This window comes from Azospirillum fermentarium (assembly GCF_025961205.1).
Lineage (GTDB): Bacteria > Pseudomonadota > Alphaproteobacteria > Azospirillales > Azospirillaceae > Azospirillum > Azospirillum fermentarium.
Genome location: NZ_JAOQNH010000002.1, coordinates 228,015 through 247,129, shown reverse-complemented (window position 1 = coordinate 247,129; position 19,115 = coordinate 228,015). Strand labels below are relative to the sequence as shown.

Sequence of the window (19,115 nt, the reverse complement as noted above, 5' to 3'; positions counted from 1 at the left end):
GCTGCGGTTTTCCGTCATGGCGCAGGGAGGGGCCGGCAGGGGCGTCACGCCTCAGCGGTCACAGGCTCCCCCACCCCGGACGGCAGGAAGGATTCGCACAGAACCTGCCCGTCGGACAGGCCGTGGCGGGCGGCGGCGGCCTTCACCGCCTCCACCATGACCGGCGGGCCGCAGACGTACAGGTCGGGCGCCGGCCCGGCGTGGTCCCGCAGGGCCGCGTCCAGCGCATCCACCGGCGTGCCGGTGACGCCGTTCCACCCCGCCCCCGGCTGGCGCACGCAGCGCACCACCGTGAAATCGGGCAGGGCCGCGGCCAGGGCCGACAGTTCGGCATCGGCACACAATTCTTCCTCGCGGTTCACGCCGAAGAACAGGCGGGCCTCCTGCGCCTCGCCCCATTCGGCCATGCGGCGCAGCATGGACAGCATGGGCGCCAGCCCGGTGCCGCCGGCCAGGAACCACCGCGGCGTCATCCCCCGTTCCTGCAACGTGAAATGACCGGCGGGGCCGAAGGCGGTCAGCCGCGCCCCCACCGCCGCATCGGCCAGCCAGCCGGAAAAACGCCCGCCCGGCTGCAGCCGGATCAGGAACTCCATGGTGCCGTCCCAGTTGGGGGCGCTGGCGATGGAATAGGCGCGGCGGATGCCGGTGCCCGGCACCGCCAGTTCCATGTACTGCCCCGGCTCGAAATCGGCACCGCTGCCCAAATCCTCGTGGGGATCGAGCTGCACCGCCAGCCGCACCGTGCTCGCCGCCACCCGCTCCACCGCGGTCACCACCGCCCCCCGCTCCGGCAGCCCGCCGTCGAGGATATGGGAGCGGTCGAAGGGAGCGGTCAGTTCCAGGTCGCTGCGCGGAAAGGTGCGGCACAGCAGCACCTCGCCCCGTTCGGCGGCCTCCGCCGGCAGGGCGCTGGTGCTGTGGGGGCCAAGCTCCGCCACCCCGTCCGTGCGCGACGCGCGGCAGGTGCCACAGCCGCCGCTGCCGCACAGCGTGGGCAGGATCAGGCCGGCGCGGGCCGCGGCGGCGGTCACCGCCTCGTCCTCGGCACAGTCGAAACGGACCTCCGCACCGTCGCGGGTGGTCAGGCGGATGCTGTGGGTGCTGGTCATGGCTCGTCCGGTCGGCAACAGAAAGGAGGAGGCCCCCCGCCCCGCAGGAAGAGGGAGGGGTGGAGCGGGGGGCCGGCGGCGCGTCAGGCGGCGGGCGCCAGCGCGTCGGCCAGATCGGCTTCAGCCGTGGTGATCGGCTTCAGCGCGAACTTTTCCACCAGCGCATCGAGCAGCGCCGGAGTAAGGAAGCCCGGCAGCGTCGGCCCAAGGCGGATGTCCTTGATGCCCAGCGCCAGCAGGGTCAGCAGCACCGCCACCGCCTTCTGCTCGAACCACGACACCACCAGCGACAGCGGCAGGTCGTTGACCGTACAGTTGAACGCCTGGGCGAGCGCGCCGGCGATCTTGATGGCGGAATAGGCGTCGTTGCACTGCCCCACGTCCAGCAGGCGCGGGATGCCGCCGATGTCGCCCATCTCCAGGTGGTTGAAGCGGTACTTGCCGCAGCCGATGGTCAGCACCACGCCATCCTGCGGCACCTGCTCCACGAAGTCGGTGTAGTAGTTGCGGCCCGGTGCCGCCCCGTCACAGCCGCCGACCAGGAAGAAGTGGCTGATGGCCCCGCCCTTCACCGCGTCGATCACCTTGTCGGCCACGCCCAGCACGGCGTCGCGGCCGAAGCCGACCATCACCGTCTTTTCCGGGGCGTCGTCCTTGAAGCCGGGGGCGGCCAGTGCCGCCTGGATGGCGGGGGCGAAGTTCTGGTCGGCGATGTGGCGCACGCCCGGCCAGCCCACCGGCCCGGCGGTGAAGATGCGCGAACGGTAGCGCGGCCCCGGTTCGACCAGACAGTTGGAGGTCATGACGATGGAGCCGGGGAAGTCGGAGAAGTCCTTCACCTGATCCTGCCACGCGCCGCCGTAGTTGCCCGCCAGATGCGGGTGCTTCTTCAGCAGCGGATAGGCATGGGCCGGCAGCAGCTCGCCATGGGTGTAGACGTTGATCCCCTTGCCCGCCGTCTGTTCCAGAATCAGCGACAGATCCTTCAGATCATGGCCGCTGACCAGGATCGCCTTGCCCTTCACCGGGGTCATGCGCACCGTGGTCGGGGTCTGGGGGCCGAAGCTGCCGGTGTTGGCGGCGTCCAGCATCTCCATGACCGTCAGGTTCAGCCGGCCCAGCGCCATGGCCTGATCCAGCAGCGCACCCACATCGGTGGGGTCGGCGGCCAGGAAATCCAGCGCCGTTTCCACGCCGGCATAAACCTCGTCCCGCTCATAGCCCAGCGCGTGGGCATGATGGGCATAGGCGGCCACGCCCTTGATACCGTACAGGATCATGGCGCGCAGGCCCACCACGTCGTCGCCCGCCGCATCGCGCCCGGCCAGGACCGAGGCCACCGCCGCCTGGGCCAACAGGCCGTTGAGGTCGCCCGCCGGCTCCCACACCGCCGGACCCGACAGGCTTTCCACCGGCACGCCGCGTTCGGCGCACGCCGCTTCGTACCGCGCCCGCACCCGCGCACGGGTTTCGGCGGCTTCGGCAATCAGAGCGGTGAAACGGGTGGGGTTGAAGTTGACGTTGGTCAGCGTGGTGAACAGCGCCAGCAGCGTGAACCCGCCGGCCTCGTTGTCGCCGGCCCCCAGCGCGCGGGCGCGGGTGGCGTATTGGGCGACACCCTTCAGGGTGTGGATCAGCAGATCCTGGAGATCCGCCGTCACCTGATCCTTGCCGCACATCCCGCGGGCCGAAGAACAACCATTGGAAGTGTCGGTACGTTCGGTCTGTTCACACTGATAGCAAAACATCAAGCCCCCGTCTCGAGAAAGCCGCTTCCAAGCGAAGCCAGGGGCACAGTGGGGGCCGGTGGGTGCGTCATCCTTGACCGCGGTCAAGTGCAGGTTAGCTCTTTTCCCCATGAACGGCGCAATGGTATATCATTTCGGGTTGTAAAGACTATTTGCAATATATCTAAAATCCCTGTTTTCGGCAGCGGAGCCATCCCATGTCTCGAAGCACCGAGGGTGTCGTCAACTGGATGCATTTCTTCCGCTGGATCGTAAAGCTGATCCGCGACGAATATGGGATTGATGAAACGCTGCTGGTCCGCACCGCCCTTCTGGAAGAGGAATGCGGGCTGAACACCGAACAGGTGGAGGAGGTTGTATCGGAAATCGCCACCTCGTTCGGTGTGGTTTTCCCTGAGGATGTGCTGAACGAGATTGTGCGGCTGGAGGAGCTGTGCATGCTGGCCGCATGGTTGCACGGGCTCTATAAACGCCCACCGTTCCTGTCCGACAATTTCGCCGCCCGCTGCATGGCCGCCAACGCTCGTGCGGCGGCGGCGTAAAAGCAGGCCGCCAGAGGGATCGGCCCCTGGCCTGCGAGTCTCGAAGAGACCGATTCTTGAAGTGGAAGAAAGCACAGTCACGGTTCTTGGCCAGTGGTATGTGTGAGCACATACCCTGCGATCCACGTTTCATAGCTTTAGAAAAAATAAATATGGCCTATGAGAATATGATCGAAATTCGATCAACCTTTGGGACTCTTCCTCTCTATTTTGTAATTCTTTAGGGAGATTAAAATGGAAGAAATTATCTCTGAATATAAAAATATAATTATAATGATCACATGGACTATATTCTTATTAATGATAACCTGTATATCAATATTTCAAATAAGAAAAAAACATCCGACCGCCATATCTGTTATGACAGGAATATTTTCAATTTTCTTTTGCTTATCATTTCTAGTTGGCGCCATTGCGATTTATAATGGAAGATTTGATGAAAATGGCAATCCAAGAGATAAAATTGGAGAAATGATTATAAATTTGCTAGGATTAACGATTGATATAAAAATGGCGATGATAACATATGCTTTTCTTGTAATTGCATTTATTATGCCGCAGGTCATTAACTATATAATCAGTGGTGTTTTTGGATGCGCCAAAAATCTTTTCTTTATAAGGCGCTCAATAGATATTCTTTTTTGGTTGATTATGAAATCATTTGCTTCAGCCTCTGGAGCATTGTCGGCATTCTATGTTATAGCTCTTTATTGCAATTGGTTTGCAGCCAATAGCAAATTATCAATCACTAGCTATAGCTTAATCTTACTTCTTATCATGATTACATTTAGCTCTCTTCTTTTTTATTATGAGATCAAGAACATGGAAACGTTCATTAGAAAGCACATACCTCAAAGCGTAAAAGCATTACTTAGAAAGACGCACAATTACGCAACAAAATACCAGAGAAATGCCCCTGAGAACACATCGTTTCGCAAACGGCGCCAGTTTGTAAGGCTGGCGGCAACGGCTTGGTGGGTGATAGAAAGAGTAAACCATGAAGATGAAACGGATGCGTGACAAATGGCACGCACCGAACATGGACCATCTCGACAATAAATTGGCACGGCAAAGGGGGGCAATAGCCCCCCTTTGCCGTGTAGAATCCTAAAATCTTTGCTCACACCCCATGCGCCGTCAGCGCCGCCTGGGTGCGGTTGCGCACGCCCAGAAGGCGCAGGATGGCGGTCACGTGAACCTTCACCGTGCCTTCGGTCAGCCCCAGTTCGTGGGCAATCTGCTTGTTGGATTTGCCGGCACGCAGATGGGCCAGCACCTCGCGCTGGCGCGGGGTCAGGTTTTCGGTGCCGGCGAGGCCGGAATGGGACAGGGGCTCCTCGCCCAGATGCTCTTCCCCCACCGGCAGATCGCCGCGGATGGCCTGGGACGGCACATAGATGCCGCCGGCCAGCACAAGCTGAAGCGCCCCCATCAGCACCTTGGCGCTGGACGATTTGGGAATGTACCCCGCCGCCCCGTTTTCCAGCGCCGCCAACAGGTCGGAGCGCTGTTCCGACGCCGACACCACCACCAGCAGCGCCTGCGGCAGCCGCTGATGAATGCGGCCCAGATCGCTGAAGCCGGTCCAGCCCGGCATCCCCAGATCCAGCAGGATCAGGTCGAAATCGTCCCCCGCCTCGCAGAGCTGGTTCACCTCGTCGAAGCTGCTGGCCTCGACGAAGGTCATATCACTTTGAAACTGTGCCAGCAGCCTGCGCAGGCCATCCCGAAACAACAGATGATCGTCGGCAATAAGAACTTTCATGGAGTTTTCGCCTTTACAGCATCATCCGAATGGTTAAGCTTGTCCTGTCTGGGGATAAGGGACGGGACACGGGGGTATCAGTCAATTAAGGCCCATTGTTTCTTTGGGTAAAGTGCGCTTTTGGTGCTAGGACGGGGCGTATATGCCGGATGGTCATACGCCCGAGCGGGGCCAGCCCCATAAGCAGAGGGCTGGCCTTTGACAATGGTCACATACCCATCACGCCATGGATGCGTGGGGGGCTTCCACCGGCTGTTCACCGATGCCGTTGTTCAGCGCCCAAATGGCCGCCTGCGTGCGGTTGGAGGCGTTGATCTTGCGCAGCAGGCTTTTCAGATGAACCTTCACCGTCGCTTCGGTGATGTTCAGGTGGTTGGCGATCATCTTGTTGGAATTGCCGTTCAACAGACACTTCAGGATCTGGATCTCCCGCTGGGACAGGCCCTTGCGGCGGGTGGGAACCTCGGTGGCCAGTTCATCGGTCTTGCCCGACACCAGCAGCTCGGCCAGGTGGGTGGGGAGCACCTTTTCCCCCATCATCACCAGCCGCAGCGATTGCATCAGCGCTTCACACGCGATGTTCTTCATCAGATAGCCGTCGGCCCCGGCCCCCAGGGCGGCCGACAGACGGCGGGTGCACAGGTCGCTGGTCAGGATCACCGTGCGGATCTCGGGGAACCGGGCACGCAGGGCGCGCATTCCGTCCACGTCCTCCTCCCCGCCGCCGGCAAGGTCGATCAGGATCAGGCCCGGCTTTTCAGGAGCCGTTTCGATCAGGCCCAGCCCTTCGCTCAACGAACCCGCCTCTCCCATCACCCGGAAGGACGAGGCATCGAACAGGCGCTTCATCCCTTCGCGGAACAGCTTGTTCGAATCGATCAGGAAAACGTTCACGGGATCCATGGTCGTTAGCCCGCCTCTGTTCATAAGGTTGACGGCATCGATGGCTGGACGCTGCCCACGTCCGGGGTGGCCATGACGCTTTCGTTCGGCATCGGCGCCTGCAGGACCGATCGAGATACGTATCGGTATCCGCCCGGAAGGCCCCGCCTGCCCGCTTCGAGACTGACAGTACCCCGGATTTGAGGGTCAGAAAATTTCTCTAAAGTCAAAATTTTCGCAGGCAATCGGCATATGCCATAAGCCCCGCCGGCTTCCTTTTCACACTGCCCACGACTCGCTTCATATTACGAGGCAGTACAAAGTGTTCGATGGGATAGTCGAATTGAATTCTTCCACGCTTCTATGATTCTTCTGAAACAAAGACCGGGAACGGAAATGGGCACCCCGGTCGCGCCCCTGTGCCCTCAGAGGCTATGGGGGCCGGGCGGCATGATGTATATGATAGGGCATGAGCGATGCCTATGACGACGATCCCCTGAACCACGCCGTTCCCGCAACGGACGCCCCTGCCGGCATTCCGGCGGTGCCGAACCGTTTCGCCTACCTCGACGGGCTGAACCCCACCCAGCGGGCGGCGGTGGAGGCGCTGGACGGTCCGGTGCTGGTGCTGGCCGGGGCCGGCACCGGCAAGACGCGGGTGCTGACCACCCGTCTGGCCCATCTGCTGGTCACCCGGCGCGCCGCCCCCTTCCAGATTCTGGCCGTCACCTTCACCAACAAGGCCGCCCGCGAAATGCGCGAGCGCATCGGGGCGCTGCTGGGGATGGAGGTGGAGGGGTGGTGGCTCGGCACCTTCCACGCCCTGGCCGCGCGCATGCTGCGCCGTCACGCCGATCTGGTGGGGCTGAAGTCCAACTTCACCATCCTCGACACCGACGACCAGATCCGGCTGATCAAGCAGTTGCTGGAAGCGGCCAACATCGACGCCAAGAAATGGCCGCCGCGCCAGATCCTGGGCGCCATCGAACGGTGGAAGGACCGCGGCCTGCCGCCGGAAAAGCTGACCGATTCGGACGGCGGCGACACGGCGGGCGGGCGGCTGGTATCTTTGTACCGTGCGTACCAGGAACGGCTGAAGGCGCTGAACGCCTGCGACTTCGGCGATCTGCTGCTGCACACGCTGGCCATCTTCCAGTCCCACCCGGACGTGCTGGCGGAATACCACCGCAAGTTCCGCTACATCCTGGTGGACGAGTATCAGGACACCAACGTCGCGCAATATCTGTGGCTGCGCATCCTGTCCCAGGCGCACAAGAACATCTGCTGCGTCGGTGACGAGGATCAGTCGATCTATGCCTGGCGCGGGGCGGAGATCGGCAACATCCTGCGCTTCGAATCCGATTTCCCCGGCGCGCAGATCATCAAGCTGGAGCAGAACTACCGCTCCACCGGCCACATCCTGGCCGCCGCCTCGGGCCTGATCGCCAACAACAAGGGCCGGCTGGGCAAGACCCTGTGGACACAGTCCGACGGCGGCGACCGCGTGCGGGTCAAGGCCGTGTGGGACGGCGAGGAGGAAGCCCGCTGGGTCGGCGACGAGATCGAATCGCTCCAGCGCCAGGGCGTCACGCTGGGCCGGATGGCGGTGCTGGTGCGCGCCGGCTTCCAGACCCGCGAGTTCGAGGAACGCTTCATCACGCTCGGCCTGCCTTATAAGGTGATCGGCGGCCCGCGGTTCTATGAACGGCAGGAAATCCGCGACGCCCTGGCCTATCTGCGCGTCACCCACCAACCCGACGACGACCTGGCGTTCGAGCGCATCATCAACGTGCCCAAGCGCGGCATCGGCCCGGCGGCCATGCAGACGCTCTATCAGACCGCGCGCGCCCGCGGCGTGCCGCTGGTGGAGGCCGGGTGGGCGCTGGTGGAAACCGACGAGCTGAAGCCCAAGGTGCGCAACACGCTGCGCGGCCTGCTGCAGGATTTCTTCCGCTGGGGTGGGCTGACCCAGACCATGCCCCATACCGACCTGACGCGGATGATCCTGGACGAGTCCGGCTATACCCGCATGTGGCAGGAGGACAAGACGCCCGAGGCGCCGGGCCGGCTGGAAAACCTGAAGGAACTCGTCACCGCCATGGCGGATTTCGAGAATCTCGGCGGTTTTCTCGAACATGTCTCCCTGGTCATGGAAAACGCCGAGTCCGCCGGGGCCGAGCAGGTCACGCTGATGACCCTGCACGGCGCCAAGGGGCTGGAGTTCGACATCGTGTTCCTGCCGGGGTGGGAGGAGGGCGTCTTCCCCAACCAGCGCGCCCTGGACGAGACCGGCATCGCCGGTCTGGAGGAGGAACGGCGGCTGGCCTATGTGGGATTGACCCGCGCCCGGCGCCGCGCCTTCATCAGCCACGCGGCCAACCGGCGGCTGTACGGAAGCTGGGTCAGCGCCCTGCCCTCCCGCTTCATCGACGAGCTGCCGCCCGACACGGTGGAGGCCGACGCCGATGCCGGCCTGTTCGCCGGGCAGACCGGCGGCGGCATGGGGTCGGGCATGGGCGGGGGCTTCCGCGATTCCGCGTCCTTCTTCCGCAACGTGCCCAACCGCCAGCCGCCAGCCCCCCGCGGCGTGACGCTGGAGGGCACCGCCTATACCGTGGAATCGCGGCCCCGGCCCACTGCCCCCTTCGCCAAGGGCGCGCGGGTGTTCCACCAGAAATTCGGCGCCGGCACCGTGATCGGGGTGGCCGACGACAAGCTGGAGATCGATTTCGATCATGCCGGCGTGAAGAAGGTGATGGACGCCTTCGTCGTGCCGGCGGATCAGGCGGAATAGGAACGGTGCCCTTGTTCGGCAGAGGCGCGTCCAAGTTCGAGCTGCATCTGCTCCGCGACGGGCGGTGGCGGATCGAATCCACCTTCGCGGAGGAGGCGGACGCGCTGGCCTCCGCCAAATCCATGCTCGCCGCCCGACTGGCCGAAGGGGTGAAGGTGGTGAAGTACCGCCCCCTGCCCGGCATGCTGCTGGAAACCGTGGTGTTTCAGAGCCTTCTGCCCAAGACCAAGAACAAGCCGCTGGTCCTGGCGGACGAGGGGGAGGGGGCGCCCTGGTGCTATACCCTGCCTGACCTCTACGGCTTTCCCGCCCGGTCGGTGATGGGGCGGATGCTGCGCATGTTCCTGGACCGCCACCACATCACCATGACCGAGCTGCTCCACGGCTGGCCTTACGCCCGCGCCCTGGACGAACAGGCCGCGCTGCTGGGGGCCGCCATCCACGCCGTCGCCCGCCACCAGGGCCAGACCGCCGGCACGCCCCACGCCACCCGAGCCCGTGAGCTGCGCATCCTGGCCGACGCCGCCGTGGCGCGGGCGCGCGACGGGGCCGCGGTGCTGCGCCGCCTGCCCACCTTCGACCCCGCCCAGCCGGGCGAAAGTCTGGACCGGCTGGAACGCAGCGGCGAGGGGGCGGAGGCCCAGTTCCTCTTCCTCGCCCAGCTCACCGACCATATGACCGGCATGCCCTCGCTGGCCGGGCGGCTGGAAACCCTGACCGCCATGATGGAACGCTGCACCGCCCACCTGCCGGGCCCCCTGATCGAAGGCGCCATGGCCGACGCCCTGGAATCGGCGGAGGTGGTCAAGGACATCCTGGGCCATCAGCCCCATCTGGCCGGTGGGCTGACCACGCTGGCCGACGCTCTGACCGGACGGGAACCGGAACCGAAGGGCATCCCCCCAACCGACCCGTTGCGGCGGATCTCCGCCCTCATCCACCGCGGTCTCGCCCCCACCTGCCGGGTGGTGCTGATCGAACGGCTGCGCGCCGCCATCGGCGGCGACCGCCCGCTCGACCCCCGCGACCCGAAACAGGAACCGGGCCTGCTCGACCAACTGGTCCTGCATCTGCGGGATGAGAATGGGATGCTTCTGGGCGGGGCCGGGATGGAGGAGGCCATCGCCCGGCGGCGCATGCGGCAGAGGCAGGCGATTCTCAGGGCCGAAGGCATCAACGAGGTGGCGGACCGGCTGCAGAAGCGGTAGCGAAGGGGATCTTCCCCTTCGCGCTTCCCCGCCAAGGGCCGGCGGCCCTTGGAACCCCTCGATTAGAGTGTGATCGGTTCAAACGGAATCGTTTGAAGCGTGAATCACACGGGAAAACCAAAAGCTTAGAGTCCTTCAGGTGCTTCAATAAGCACCTGAAGGACTCTAACCGCGCAGATCCAGGACCACGCGGCCACGGATCTGGCCGGCGATGATCCTGGCGGCCAGGTCCGGCAGGGCCGTGAAGGGTTCGACAGAATACACACCAGCCAGCGTTTCCGGTTTCAGGTCGCGGGCCAGACGGTCCCACGCCTTTTGCCGCTTCGCGGCGGGGGCCATCACCGAATCGACGCCCAGCAGGGCCACGCTGCGCAGGATGAAGGGGAACACGCTGCCCGGCAGGTCCGCCGACCCGGCAAGGCCGCACGCGGCCACCGCCCCGCCATAGCTGGTCTGGGCCAGCGCGGTCACCAGCGTGGTGCCGCCCACCGAATCCACCGCCCCGCCCCAGCGCTCCTTTTGCAGCGGCGCGCCCGCCGTGGCCAGTTCCGCGCGCCCGATGATGGTGGTGGCGCCCAGCGCCGTCAGGTAATCCGCGGTTTCCGCCCGCCCGGTCGAGGCCGTGACCGTGTAGCCGCGGGCGGCCAGCAGCGCCACCGCCACCGACCCCACCCCGCCGGCGGCGCCGGTGACCAGCACCTCCGCCCCGCCCGGCTGGATGTGGCCCCAATCCTCCAGCGCGTCCACGCACAGGGCCGCGGTGTAGCCGGCGGTGCCGATGGCCATCGCCTGTTCGGCGGTGAAGGCCGCCGGGCGGCGGATCAGCCACTGCGGCTTCAGCCGCTGATACCGGGAATAGCCGCCCCACGCGGTTTCCGACAGGCCCCAGCCGTTGACCAGCACCGCGTCGCCCGGCTGCCAGTCGGGGGAGCGCGATTCGACCACCGTGCCGGCCAGATCGATGCCGCCGACCATGGGCAGATTGCGGGCGATGCGGCCCTTGCCGGTGACGGCCAGCCCGTCCTTGTAATTGACGGTGGAGTAATCCACCCGCACCAGAACATCATGATCCGGCAGGTCGCTCAGCCCGATCTCCTTGAAGCCGCCCTTGGGCTTGCCCTCCACATCCTCGATGACGAAGGCGGTAAAGCGTTCCGCGGTCATGACGTCCCTCTCCGTTTTCATGGAATTCCGGCCCGGTTGGCTCCGCGCCGGGAGAAAGTGTTGGTGAAAAGGCCGCGTCCTGCAACAGCGGGAATGGGAGCGGGAATGGGAAAGGCTGGTGCCGGCCCCGGTTTCGTACTAGTTTCGTTCCATGGAATGGCGCGACCAGGGCATCGTCTTGTCGGCCCGCCCCCACGGGGAAACCGCGGCGGTGGCGGTGATGCTGACCCGCGGGCATGGGCGCTCGGCCGGGCTGGTTCCCGGCGGGCGGTCCAGCCGCCTGCGCGCCACCCTGGAGCCGGGAACCCTGACCGACGCCCGCTGGCGGGGCCGGCTGCCCGACCATCTGGGGCATTTCACGCTGGAGACCGTCCACGCCTACGCCGCCGCCGTGCTGGACGAGGCGCCGCGGCTGGCGGCGCTGACCGCGGCGTGCGCGCTGGTGGACGCCGCCCTGCCCGAACACGAACCGCACCCGGCGGTGTTCGACGGGCTTTTGGTGCTGCTGGGCCTGCTTCCCTCCCCCGCCTGGGCGGAAAGCTATGTGCGATGGGAGGTGGGGCTGCTGGCCGAGCTGGGTTTCGGGCTGGATCTCGACCGCTGTGCCGTGACCGGCGGCAACGATTATCTGGCCTATGTCAGCCCGCGCACCGGGCGGGCGGTGACCGCGGCGGTGGGGGAGCCGTACCGCGACCGGCTGCTGCCGCTGCCGGGGTTCCTGATCGGGCGCGGCGGCGGCGGGACGCTGGAAACCGCCGACGGGCTGCGGCTGACCGGCCATTTCCTCGAACGCCACGTGCTGAACGCCCCCCTGCCCCCCGCCCGCCGGCGGCTGGCCGACCGGCTTACCGCCAGCCGATAGAACGTTTGCGGAACTCAAAGCGCTGGAAACCGGGGGCCGTGTTCGGCTAGGGTGCGGTGCATGAAGAAGACGCCCGAGCCCGTTTCCGAGATCCTGGAAAAGCCGCTGGCCGATGCCCTCGGCGAGCGGTACCTGAGCTATGCTCTGTCCACCATCATGTCGCGCTCGCTGCCCGACGTGCGCGACGGGCTGAAGCCGGTCCACCGCCGGCTTCTGTTCGCCATGAGCCAGTTGCGGCTGGAACCCACCACGCCGCCCAAGAAATCGGCGCGCGTGGTCGGCGACGTGATCGGCAAGTTCCACCCCCACGGCGACACCGCGGTCTATGACGCGCTGGTGCGTCTGGCGCAGGATTTCGCCGTCCGCTACCCGCTGATCGACGGCCAGGGCAATTTCGGCAACATCGACGGCGACAACGCCGCCGCCATGCGGTACACCGAGGCGCGCCTGACCGACGTGGCCAAGGCGCTGCTGGCCGGCATCGACGAGGATGCGGTCGATTTCCGCGCCACCTACGACGGTGACGGGGAAGAACCGGTGGTGCTGCCGGCGGCCTTCCCCAACCTGCTGGCCAACGGGTCCAGCGGCATCGCGGTGGGCATGGCGACCAGCATCCCGCCCCACAATGTGGGCGAGATCTGCGATGCGCTGCGCCACCTGATCAAACAGCCGGACGCACCGGTCGAAACGCTGGTCGGCTTCATGCCCGGCCCCGATTTCCCCACCGGCGGCGTGCTGGTGGAATCCCGCGATCAGGTGCTGGAGGCGTACCGCACCGGGCGCGGCGGCTTCCGCCTGCGCGCCCGCTGGACGGTGGAGAAGCTGGGCCAGGGCACATGGCAGGTGATCGTCACCGAGATCCCCTATCAGGTGCCGAAATCCCGCCTGATCGAGAAGATCGCCGACCTGCTGACCCAGAAGAAGCTGGTGCTGCTGGAGGACATCCGCGACGAATCGGCGGAAGACGTGCGGCTGGTGCTGGTGCCCAAGAGCCGCAACGTGGACCCCGAGGTCATGATGGCCTCGCTGTTCCAGGCCACGGACCTGGAGGTGCGGTTCCCACTGAACATGAACGTGCTGGGCCGGGACAACGTGCCCCGCGTCATGAACCTGCGGGACGTACTGCGCGCCTTCCTCGACCACCGGATGGAGGTGCTGGTCCGCCGCTCCACCCACCGGCTGGGCAAGATCGACCACCGGCTGGAGGTGCTGGACGGCTATCTGAAAGCCTACCTCAACCTTGACGAGGTCATCCGCATCATCCGGGAGGAGGATGAGCCCAAGGCCGAGTTGATGCGCACCTTCGACCTGACCGACGTGCAGGCCGAAGCCATCCTCAACATGCGCCTGCGCAACCTGCGCAAGCTGGAGGAGATGGAACTGCGCACCGAACACGCCACCCTGTCGGAGGAAAAGGCCGGGCTGGAGTTGCTGCTGCGCGACGAGTCCCTGCGCTGGAAGCGGCTGACGGAGGAGGTGGCGGAGATCAAGAAGCGGTTCGGCAAGGGGCCGCTGGGCGACCGCCGCACCCTGGTGGCCGAGGCCCCGGTCCTCATCGACATCCCCGTGGATGCGGTGGTGGAGCGGGAGCCGGTGACGGTGCTGTGCTCCGACAAGGGCTGGATCCGCGCCGTCCGCGGCCACCTGAACGAGGGGGAGCGGGCCGACGTCAAGTACAAGGACGGCGACCGCGAGAGTTTCTGGCTTCATTGCGAGACGACGGACAAGATCCTGGTCTTCGCCAGCAACGGCAAGTTCTTCACGCTCACCGCCGACAAGCTGCCCCGCGGGCGGGGATTCGGCGAGCCGGTGCGGCTGATGATCGACCTGGGCAACGACGTGGACATCGTGACGCTGATGAAGCACCAGCCGGACCGCCGCCTGATCGTCGCGTCCGACGACGGCCGCGGCTTCCAGGTGGACGAGGCGGAGGTGCTGGCCCAGACCCGCGCCGGCAAGCAGGTGCTGAACCTGGAGTCGGGCCGCTCGGCCCGCGTCTGCCACCCGGTGGACGGCGACCATGTGGCCGTCATCGGCAACAACCGCAAGCTCCTGATCTTCCCCTTGGAAGAACTGCCGGTGATGACCCGCGGCAAAGGCGTGCAGCTTCAGAAGTACAAGGACGCCAGCCTGTCGGATTTGAAGACCTTCCGCTTCGCCGAAGGGCTGGGCTGGCCGTCGGGCGAACGGCGCCGGCTGGAAACCGACGTCACCCCCTGGCTTGGCCTGCGCGGCAGTGCGGGGAAAATGCCGCCCAACGGCTTCCCCAAGACCAATCGTTTCGAATAGGGCGGCGGGAGAGAAACGGACGGGTCTTGTGGATTTCCACTACGCCCATTGGCCAAACAGATGGCCTTGCGACAAACCGTCCGTTTCCGGCATAGTTTCATCCATTAAGAAAACCGGCACCGGCGGCTGGGGCTTTTGAGTCCGCGGCGGCCGGTGAACCGGGCGACGGCAGGGGAGGATGAAGCGTGACCGACACGGTTCGTGCCATGACCGGGGCAATGCCCGCGTGACGCCTGCTTCTGCTGGAAACTCCGATCCCACCCGTTTGCGGATGGCCGCACAGGGGTGTATTGGCGCGTCTGCGCCACGCCCCCCCGGCTGACCGCTCTCGGTTCAAGACATCAACGCGCGCGCCCATCAGACCGCGACAACAGGGAGAGCACCCCAATGAAACGCCGTACGTTCATCGCGTCCGCCGGGGCCGGCACCGCCGCCGCCATGCTGGCGGCCCCGGCCATCGCCCAGACGGCCCCCGAAACGCCCGCCCCCGCCGAGCCCGCGACCCCCGCCCCGGCTGCCACCACGCCGTCCGCCCCTGCCATCGTTGAAAGCAGCCCCGCGATCCAGTGGCGTTGCGCCTCGTCGTTCCCCAAGAGCCTGGACACCATCTACGGCGGCGCGGAAGTGGTCGCCAAGTACGTGTCGGAAATGACCGACGGCAAGTTCCAGATCCGCGTGTTCGCCGGCAACGAGATCGTGCCCGCCCTGCAGGTGCTGGACGCCGTGCAGAACAACACGATCCAGTGCGGCCATTCCGTGTCCTATTACTACGTCGGCAAGGACCCGACCTTCGGCTTCGACGCCTCCATGCCGTTCGGCCTCAACGCCCGCCAGCAGATGGCGTGGATGGGCCACGGCGGCGGTCTGGAGCTGATGCGCGAGTTCTTTGCCGGCTACAACATCGTGCAGTTCCCGGCGGGCAACACCGGCACCCAGATGGGTGGGTGGTTCCGCAAGGAAATCAAGTCGGTGGAAGACCTGAACGGTCTGAAGTTCCGCATCGGCGGCTACGCCGGCACCGTGATGGCCAAGCTGGGCACCGTGCCGCAGCAGATCGCCGGCGGCGACATCTATCCGTCGCTGGAAAAGGGCACCATCGACGCCGCCGAATGGGTCGGCCCCTACGACGACGAAAAGCTGGGCTTCTACAAAGTCGCCAAATACTATTATTACCCCGGCTGGTGGGAAGGCGGCCCGCAGATCTCGTTCCTGACCAACAAGGACGAGTATGAAAAGCTGCCCAAGCATTACAAGGCGATCCTGGCCGCCGCCTGCGCCTATGCCAACACCGACATGCTGGCCAAGTACGACGTGGTCAACATGAACGCGCTGAAGAGCCTGGTCGCCAACGGGACCATCCTGAAGCCGTACCCCCGCGACGTGCTCCAGGCCTGCTTCAAGGCCAGCTTCGAGGTGTACGAGGCCGAAGCCGCCAAGAACGAAAAATTCCGCAAGGTCTACGACGCGTGGCGCAAGTTCCGCGACGAGGAATATCTGTGGTTCCGCGTGGCGGAAAACACCTTCGACAACTTCGTCTATTCCACCCCGGCGCCCAAGCGCGGCGGCTGACCAACCAATCGTTGAAACAGGAAAAGCCCCGCCACGTGCGGGGCTTTTTCTTTGTCTGAAACCGTTCCAACCGCGTACCGTAAAAGTCACTCCATGACGTTTCCCTCTGCCCTTCGGCACAGGCTCCACCCAAAGGGCACATTGACTTTGACCGGCCCCTGCGGAACTCTTGATTCCGGCCCGGATGGGATCCTCCTTTAGGCCGTACGAAGGTTTGATGATTGTTCCGGCGAGGTGGGACGATACATAAAAGGAGACTTGCGATTACCACTTCATAAGAGGAATGGGCCACCTCGCATGAACAGCAGCCTGTCCGACATTTTTTCAAGGGACAACTTCATCCCGCATGGAATGTGTCTGGCATGGCAGCCGGATGTGCTGGCACTTCATGTGTTTTCCGATGTGATCATCGGCCTGTCTTATTATTCCATTCCTCTGGCGCTGCTGTATTTCATCCACAAACGGCGCGACGTGGCGTACGGCTGGGTGTTCCTGCTGTTCGCCGCCTTCATCCTGGCCTGCGGCACCACCCACCTGTTCGACGTCTGGACCCTGTGGAACCCCGATTACGGCGTGGAAGGGCTGATCAAGGCCGTGACCGCGCTGGTGTCGCTGCTGACCGCCATCACCTTGTGGCTGCTGATGCCGCGGATCCTGGCCCTGCCCAGCCCGCGGCAATTGGAGGAGGCCAACCTCGCGCTCCAGCAGGAAATCGCCATGCGCCGCGCGACGGAGGAGCGCTACACCCGTTTCTTCACCCATCTGGCGGAGGGATTGTTCGTGGTGACGGCCTCCCGCGACGGCAGCTTCGCCTTCGACACCCTCAACCCGGCCTATGCCCGCGCCACCGGGCTGGACCCGGCCATGGTCGCCGGGCGCCCCCTGGCCGATGTGCTGCCGCCGGACACCGCCGCCCGGCTGGAAGCGCGCTTCAGCGCGTGCGCCGAAACCGGCCAGCCGATGGATTTCGAAGACGACGAACCCGACCTGCCCGTGGGCCGGCGGGTGTGGCACACGGTGCTGGTGCCGGTGGCCGACGACAGCGGGCGCATCGTCCAGATCCTGGGCAGCAGCCGCGACATCACCGAACGCCACCGGCTGCACAACGAACTGGTGCAGGCGTCCAAAATGGCGACCCTGGGCACGCTGGCCGCCGGCCTGGCCCACGAGATGAGCCAGCCGCTGAACATCATCCGCATGTGGGGGGAAAACGCCCTGGCCCGCCTGCGGGGCGGCATGCTGGATACGGAACGGACGGAAAAGGTTCTGGGCCTGATCTGCGGCCAGACCGAACGCATGGGCCGGATCATCGACCATATGCGCCTGTTCAGCCGGCAGGAGAACCCCACCGCCGGCCTCATCAACCCCACCGCCGCCGCCACCGCGGCGGTCCAGCTTGTGGAGCATCAATACGGGCTGGAAAACATCACCGTGACCCTGGAGCCGGGCGCCGGTGGCACCCGTGTCATCGGCAGCGCCCTGCAATTGGAACAGGTGATGCTCAACCTGCTGTCCAACGCCCGCGACGCCATCGCCGAACGGCGGGCCGCAACGGGGGCGGTCCAGGATGGGGCGGGCGCCATCGCCCTGTCCATCGACGAACAGGGCGGGCATGTGCGCATCCGGGTGGATGACGACGGCGGGGGCATTCCCCCGGCGGTCCTGCCCCGCCTGTTCGATCCGTTTTTCACCACCAAGGATGTGGGCAAGGGCACGGGGCTCGGCCTGTCCATCAGCTATGGCATCATTGAATCCATGAATGGGCGCATCGACGTCATGAATCTGATCCACGGCGACGGGCGGCGGGGCGCCCGTTTCACCATCACCCTCCCCCTGGCCCCCCCATCCGGCACCGAGACGGCCTCCCATGCCTGACATCCCCCGCAACGACGCGCAGCCCGCCCCCCACATCATCGTCGCCGAAGACGAACCGCTGGCCGCCATGGCGCTGGAGGATTTCCTGTCCCTGAACGGCTACCGGGTCACGCTGGCCTGCGACGGGGTGGAGGCGATGGAGCGGCAGCAGCGCGATCCCGCCGACGTGCTGATCACCGACCTGCGGATGCCGCGCATGGACGGGCGCACCCTGATCCGCGAGATCCGGGCGCTCGACGCCGGGCTGCCGGTGGTGGTCATGACGGGGTTCCTGGCGCTCGACCCCGGCCAGGACGAACTCCTCGACCGCCGCTGGCAACCGCTGGAGGTGCTGCGCAAGCCCGTCAGCCCACAGGCCATCCTGGAAGCGCTGAACCGCGCGATCGCCGGGTCGGCAGCGCGGACGTGATCCTCACGCCGGGAAACAATCCCCGTCCAGCGGCTCCACATCCACCTCCACCGTCAGGTGATGGCCATAGCCGCCGATGATGACCCCGCGCACCGGGCTGACGTCATCGTAATCGCGGCCCCAGGCCAGGGTGATGTAGTCGGCATCGGCCAGACGGTTGTTGGTGGGGCACAGGTCGATCCACCCGCCCCCCCACCACGCCGAGACCCAGGCGTGGCTCATGTCCGCTCCCACCAGCCGCGGCTGGCCCGGCGGCGGCAGGGTGCGCAGATAGCCGCTGACATAGCGGGCGGGAATGCCGAACCCGCGCAGCATGCCGCACAGCAGGTGGGCGAAGTCCTGGCACACGCCCCGGCGCTTCGCCATCACCTCGGCCAGCGGGGTGGCGACAGTGGTGGCCATGGGGTCGAAGGTGAAATCGGCGTGAATCCGCCGCATCAGATCCACCATCGCCTCTCCCGCCGGGCGGCCGGGGGGAAAGGACGGGGCGGCATAGGCGGTCATCTCCGGCAGCGGGCGCACCAGCAGGCTGTCGAACAGAAACTGGACGATATCGGCGGCCCGGTCCCCCGGCACCGCCGCCGCCTCATCGCGCACCGCTTCCCACGGCGGGGTGGCGGCCGCGTCGAAGGGCGGGGGCGTGTCCACCGTCACCTCCATCTGCGTGGTGATGTCCAGCACGCGGTGAGGTTCCTGGACCGCCAGGTACGAGACGGGGTTGCCGAAGTAATCCAGCACCTCCGCCATCACCGCGGCACCGGGGCTGACCGTCAGCCGGTGCCAATGGACCGTCTGGCCGGGCCGGGGCCGCGGGGCCAGATGCACCATGTGGTGGGACACGGGCACGGCCTCGCCGTAATCGTACCGGGTGGTGTGGCGGCAGCGGTAAAGCATGG

At 65.5% G+C, this 19,115-nt stretch carries 15 protein-coding genes; 9 read left to right on the top strand and 6 right to left on the bottom strand.

Features of this window, described 5'->3' with window-relative positions; genetic code table 11:
• Positions 1-44: 44 nt before the first annotated feature.
• Positions 45-1,112 carry an FAD-binding oxidoreductase gene (locus tag M2352_RS16090; protein ID WP_264665583.1) on the bottom strand — a complete coding sequence of 356 codons (1,068 nt, stop codon included), beginning with the start codon at positions 1,110-1,112 and terminating at the stop codon, positions 45-47.
• A gap of 83 nt (positions 1,113-1,195) precedes the next feature.
• Positions 1,196-2,860, bottom strand: a complete 1,665-nt coding sequence (hcp, locus tag M2352_RS16085) for a hydroxylamine reductase (RefSeq protein ID WP_264665582.1) — start codon at positions 2,858-2,860, stop codon at positions 1,196-1,198.
• 197 nt (positions 2,861-3,057) lie between these two features.
• On the opposite strand from hcp, the gene M2352_RS16080 reads away from it, so the two are divergent.
• Together M2352_RS16080 and M2352_RS16075 are read left to right on the top strand one after the other, a co-directional pair.
• On the top strand, positions 3,058-3,402 hold the full coding sequence (locus tag M2352_RS16080) for an acyl carrier protein (protein WP_264665581.1): 345 nt from the start codon (positions 3,058-3,060) through the stop codon (positions 3,400-3,402).
• A 234-nt stretch (positions 3,403-3,636) separates the two neighbouring features.
• Positions 3,637-4,422, top strand: a complete 786-nt coding sequence (locus M2352_RS16075) for a hypothetical protein (protein WP_264665580.1) — start codon at positions 3,637-3,639, stop codon at positions 4,420-4,422.
• A 100-nt stretch (positions 4,423-4,522) separates the two neighbouring features.
• Here the strand turns inward: M2352_RS16075 and M2352_RS16070 are convergent, their stop codons facing one another.
• Together M2352_RS16070 and M2352_RS16065 are read right to left on the bottom strand one after the other, a co-directional pair.
• Positions 4,523-5,167 carry a response regulator gene (locus M2352_RS16070; protein WP_264665579.1) on the bottom strand — a complete coding sequence of 215 codons (645 nt, stop codon included), beginning with the start codon at positions 5,165-5,167 and terminating at the stop codon, positions 4,523-4,525.
• Between the two features lie 219 nt (positions 5,168-5,386).
• On the bottom strand, positions 5,387-6,070 hold the full coding sequence (locus M2352_RS16065; protein WP_264665578.1) for a LuxR C-terminal-related transcriptional regulator: 684 nt from the start codon (positions 6,068-6,070) through the stop codon (positions 5,387-5,389).
• A gap of 448 nt (positions 6,071-6,518) precedes the next feature.
• On the opposite strand from M2352_RS16065, the gene M2352_RS16060 reads away from it, so the two are divergent.
• Together M2352_RS16060 and M2352_RS16055 are read left to right on the top strand one after the other, a co-directional pair.
• The gene (locus M2352_RS16060; RefSeq protein ID WP_264665577.1) at positions 6,519-8,843 is read left to right on the top strand and encodes a UvrD-helicase domain-containing protein; all 2,325 of its coding nucleotides are present in this window, start codon (positions 6,519-6,521) and stop codon (positions 8,841-8,843) included.
• An 11-nt stretch (positions 8,844-8,854) separates the two neighbouring features.
• Entirely contained in the window at positions 8,855-10,051 is a 1,197-nt protein-coding gene (locus tag M2352_RS16055) for a hypothetical protein (RefSeq protein ID WP_264665576.1), read from the top strand.
• 165 nt (positions 10,052-10,216) lie between these two features.
• Here the strand turns inward: M2352_RS16055 and M2352_RS16050 are convergent, their stop codons facing one another.
• Positions 10,217-11,215 (bottom strand): MDR family oxidoreductase, encoded by a 999-nt coding sequence (locus M2352_RS16050; RefSeq protein ID WP_264665575.1) that lies wholly within the window; start codon positions 11,213-11,215, stop codon positions 10,217-10,219.
• 151 nt (positions 11,216-11,366) lie between these two features.
• Here M2352_RS16050 and recO point away from each other — a divergent pair, with 151 nt between their 5' ends.
• From recO to M2352_RS16025, 5 genes are all read left to right on the top strand, one after another.
• On the top strand, positions 11,367-12,077 hold the full coding sequence (recO, locus tag M2352_RS16045) for a DNA repair protein RecO (RefSeq protein ID WP_264665574.1): 711 nt from the start codon (positions 11,367-11,369) through the stop codon (positions 12,075-12,077).
• 60 nt (positions 12,078-12,137) lie between these two features.
• Positions 12,138-14,366, top strand: a complete 2,229-nt coding sequence (parC, locus tag M2352_RS16040) for a DNA topoisomerase IV subunit A (protein WP_264665573.1) — start codon at positions 12,138-12,140, stop codon at positions 14,364-14,366.
• 387 nt (positions 14,367-14,753) lie between these two features.
• The gene (locus M2352_RS16035; protein ID WP_264665572.1) at positions 14,754-15,935 is read left to right on the top strand and encodes a TRAP transporter substrate-binding protein; all 1,182 of its coding nucleotides are present in this window, start codon (positions 14,754-14,756) and stop codon (positions 15,933-15,935) included.
• A gap of 375 nt (positions 15,936-16,310) precedes the next feature.
• Entirely contained in the window at positions 16,311-17,810 is a 1,500-nt protein-coding gene (locus tag M2352_RS16030; RefSeq protein ID WP_264665571.1) for an ATP-binding protein, read from the top strand.
• A complete protein-coding gene (locus M2352_RS16025) occupies positions 17,803-18,219 on the top strand; it encodes a response regulator (protein WP_264665570.1) in 417 nt (138 codons plus the stop codon). Before M2352_RS16030 ends, M2352_RS16025 begins: the two co-directional genes overlap by 8 nt.
• 3 nt (positions 18,220-18,222) lie before the next feature.
• Here M2352_RS16025 and M2352_RS16020 read toward each other — a convergent pair whose 3' ends face one another.
• On the bottom strand, positions 18,223-19,113 hold the full coding sequence (locus M2352_RS16020) for a transglutaminase family protein (RefSeq protein WP_264665569.1): 891 nt from the start codon (positions 19,111-19,113) through the stop codon (positions 18,223-18,225).
• Positions 19,114-19,115 lie beyond the last annotated feature (2 nt).